The sequence below is a fragment of the Ensifer sp. genome (genome assembly GCF_035999185.1).
GTDB lineage: Bacteria > Pseudomonadota > Alphaproteobacteria > Rhizobiales > Rhizobiaceae > Ensifer.
In genome coordinates, this window is the sequence record NZ_DASYHB010000043.1 from 1 (window position 1) to 3558 (window position 3558).

Consider the following 3558-nt stretch of genomic DNA (forward strand, 5'->3'; position numbering starts at 1 on the left):
TTGCCGCCGCTATTTTTGCCGACGGCAGCAAGGTGAAGTACACGCCCACGTCGGCCAAGGAACGCTTCCCGGCGCTGCAGTCCGGCGAAGTCGACGTGCTTGCACGTAACACGACGTGGACGATCAACCGCGACACCGCACTCGGCTTCAACTTCCGCCCGGTCAACTACTATGACGGCCAGGGCTTCATGGTTCGCAAGAGCCTGAACGTCAAGTCGGCCCTCGAGCTTTCGGGCGCGGCCGTCTGCGTGCAGACCGGCACCACCACCGAACTGAACCTCGCCGACTACTTCAAGGCGAACAACCTTCAGTACAATCCGGTCGTCTTTGAAAAGCTTGAAGAGGTCAACGCCGCCTATGACGCTGGCCGTTGCGACGTCTACACAACTGACCAGTCGGGTCTCTACTCGCTGCGTCTGACCCTCTCGAAGCCGGACGATCACATGATTCTGCCGGAAATCATCTCGAAGGAGCCCCTCGGCCCGGCCGTACGCCAGGGTGACGACAAGTGGTTCGATATCGTCAGCTGGACCCATTATGCGCTGATCCAGGCTGAAGAATTCGGCATCACCCAGGCCAATGTCGAAGAAATGAAGAAGTCCACCAACCCGGACGTTCAGCGCTTCCTCGGCGTCGAAGCTGACACCAAGATCGGCACCGACCTCGGCCTCACCAACGAATGGGCCGTGAACATCATCAAGGCCGTCGGCAACTACGGCGAAGTCTTCGATCGTAACATCGGCGCCGGCAGCCCGCTCAAGATCGAGCGCGGCCTCAACGCGCTGTGGAACAAGGGCGGCATCCAGTACGCTCCGCCGGTTCGCTAAGGCGATCCGACATGACTGGGGGAAGCGGGTCACCGCTTCCCCATCCCAACGATAAGAACACCCAAAAGGGTGAAAAGGGGAAAAGAGGCATTGCATGGCGATTGGCGTCACAACTACGCCTGAGAAAACGAAACCGTCGGGGTCGTTTATCAACGACCCGCAAGTGCGCGCGGTCTTTTATCAGGTTATCACTGTCATCGTACTCGCGGCCTTCGTTTATTGGGTCGCCGCCAATACGATCGAAAACCTCAAGCGGGCGAATATCGCCTCTGGCTACGACTTCCTGAAAGGACGCGCCGGTTTCGACGTTGGTCAGTCGCTGATCGCCTATACGAGCGATTCCACCTATCAGCGCGCGCTCATCGTCGGCCTGCTCAACACGCTGCTCGTCGCCGTTTGCGGTATCGTGACTGCCACCGTCATCGGATTTGCAGTCGGCATCGGGCGACTGTCGCACAACTGGCTGATCGCCAAGCTGTCGCTCGCCTACGTAGAAGTCTTCCGCAACATCCCGCCGTTGCTCGTCATCTTCTTCTGGTACAGCGGTGTTCTGGCGATCCTGCCGCAGCCGCGTGAATCGGCCGCACTGCCGCTCAACATGTTCCTCAACAATCGCGGCCTCGCCTTCCCCAAACCGATCTTTGGCGACGGCTCGCTGTACACGCTTCTGGCCTTCGTCGTCGCGATCGTCGCCAGCTTCTTCGTGGCGCACTACGCGCGCAAGAAGCAGGAGGCCACGGGACAGCGCTTCCCGCTCCTGTGGACGGTTCTCGCTCTCGTCATCGGGCTGCCGCTGCTGACGTTCCTCGCCAGCGGATCGCCGATCACCTTCGACGTGCCGGTTGCAGGCAAGTTCAACCTGACCGGCGGCTCGGTCATCGGACCGGAATTCCTGTCGCTCTACCTCGCCCTCTCGTTCTATACGGCCGCCTTTATCGCCGAAATCGTGCGCGCCGGTATTCGCGGCGTTTCGAAGGGACAGACTGAGGCAGCGAACGCACTCGGGATCCGACCGGGACTGACGACGCGCCTCGTGGTGGTACCGCAGGCGCTGAGAATCATCATTCCGCCGCTCACAAGCCAATATCTGAACCTGACCAAGAATTCGTCGCTTGCCGTCGCGATCGGCTACGCCGACCTCGTGGCCGTCGGCGGCACGATCCTCAACCAGACGGGCCAGTCGATCGAGGTCGTGACGATCTGGATCATCGTCTACCTATCGCTGAGCCTTGCGACGTCGCTGTTCATGAACTGGTTCAATGCCCGCATGGCCCTGGTGGAGAGATAAGACGATGAACCAGGCAACTTTTGTCCGAACCTCGATGATCGAGGGTTCTGCACCGCCTGTCGCAGAAGGTGGCCTCTTTAGCTGGCTGCGCGCCAACCTCTTCGCCACGCCGAAGGATACGGTTCTCACCATCATCAGCCTGCTTCTGCTGGCATGGTTGGTGCCACCGGCCATCCAATGGTTGTTTGTCGACGCCGCCTGGACCGGTGGCGGGCGTGGTGTCTGCGCGACGGTCGCGCAAGGGGGCACGCAGCCGGAAGGCTGGAGCGGCGCTTGCTGGGCGTTCGTCAACGCGAAGATCGACCAGTTCGCCTACGGGCGTTACCCGATCGAAGAACGCTGGCGGCCAACTCTGGTCGGCATCCTCTTCGTTCTCCTCCTCGTGCCCATGGCGATGCCGAAGGTTCCCTACAAGGGCATCAACGCCATTCTGCTCTTTGCCGTGCTGCCGCTCATCGCGTTCATCCTGCTGCCCGGTGGCTGGTTCGGGCTGACCTTCGTCGAAACGCCGCTCTGGGGCGGCCTGATGGTCACGCTCATCCTGTCCTTCGTCGGCATCACCGTGTCGTTGCCGCTCGGCATTCTCCTGGCGCTCGGCCGCCGGTCGCACATGCCTGTCATCAAGATGCTCTGCACCGCTTTCATCGAAATGGTGCGCGGCATACCGCTGATCGCGGTGCTGTTCATGGCAAGCGTCATGCTGCCCTTGTTCCTGCCGCAGGGCGTCACTTTCGACAAGCTCTTGCGCGCGCTGATCGGCGTCTCGCTCTTCGCCTCTGCCTATATGGCCGAAGTGGTGCGCGGCGGCCTGCAGGCCATTCCGAAGGGCCAGTATGAAGGGGCGGATTCGCTTGGGCTCAGCTACTGGCAGAAGATGAACCTCATCGTGCTGCCGCAGGCGCTGAAGCTGGTGATCCCGGGTATCGTCAACACCTTCATCGGCCTCTTCAAGGACACGTCGCTGGTATCGATCATCGGCATGTTCGACCTGCTCGGCATCGTTCGCTTCAACTTCACCGATGCCAATTGGGCCTCGTCGGTGACGCCGATCTCGGGGCTAATTTTCGCTGGCTTCATATTCTGGCTTTTCTGCTTTGGTATGTCGCGCTATTCAGGTTTCATGGAACGCGTGCTCGACACGGCCCATAAACGATAAAATGAGGGGAGGATCGCATGGCAAACGCAGCCACTGCTTCCAAAATGACGGTATCTGCAACGGATGTTGCGGTCGAAATCACTGGAATGAACAAGTGGTACGGGGACTTTCACGTCCTTCGTGACATCAACCTGAAGGTCATGCGCGGCGAGCGCATCGTCATTGCCGGCCCGTCGGGCTCCGGCAAGTCGACGATGATCCGCTGCATCAACCGCCTTGAAGAGCACCAGAAGGGCAAGATCGTCGTCGACGGCATCGAGCTCACCAACGACCTCAAGAAGATCGAC

The 3558-nt window shown here is 60.2% G+C and carries 4 protein-coding genes; all 4 read left to right on the plus strand.

Annotated elements, in window-relative coordinates; translation table 11 throughout:
- Positions 1 to 827: amino acid ABC transporter substrate-binding protein (locus tag VGO04_RS04820; protein WP_327494827.1), on the plus strand; the 827-nt coding region annotated here is incomplete at its 5' end.
- A gap of 94 nt (positions 828 to 921) precedes the next feature.
- The gene (locus tag VGO04_RS04825; RefSeq protein WP_327494828.1) at positions 922 to 2115 is read left to right on the plus strand and encodes an amino acid ABC transporter permease; all 1194 of its coding nucleotides are present in this window, start codon (positions 922 to 924) and stop codon (positions 2113 to 2115) included.
- A gap of 4 nt (positions 2116 to 2119) precedes the next feature.
- A complete protein-coding gene (locus VGO04_RS04830; RefSeq protein WP_327494829.1) occupies positions 2120 to 3271 on the plus strand; it encodes an amino acid ABC transporter permease in 1152 nt (383 codons plus the stop codon).
- 17 nt (positions 3272 to 3288) lie between these two features.
- Positions 3289 to 3558, plus strand: a 270-nt coding sequence (locus tag VGO04_RS04835) for an ATP-binding cassette domain-containing protein (RefSeq protein ID WP_327494830.1), incomplete at its 3' end; no start/stop codon positions are given.

What these genes read in the sequence shown, in the direction of transcription:
- VGO04_RS04825 (WP_327494828.1), top strand. Translation starts at nt 922, where the DNA reads ATGGCGATTGGCGTCACAACTACGCCTGAGAAAACGAAACCGTCGGGG.
- VGO04_RS04830 (WP_327494829.1), top strand. Translation starts at nt 2,120, where the DNA reads ATGAACCAGGCAACTTTTGTCCGAACCTCGATGATCGAGGGTTCTGCA.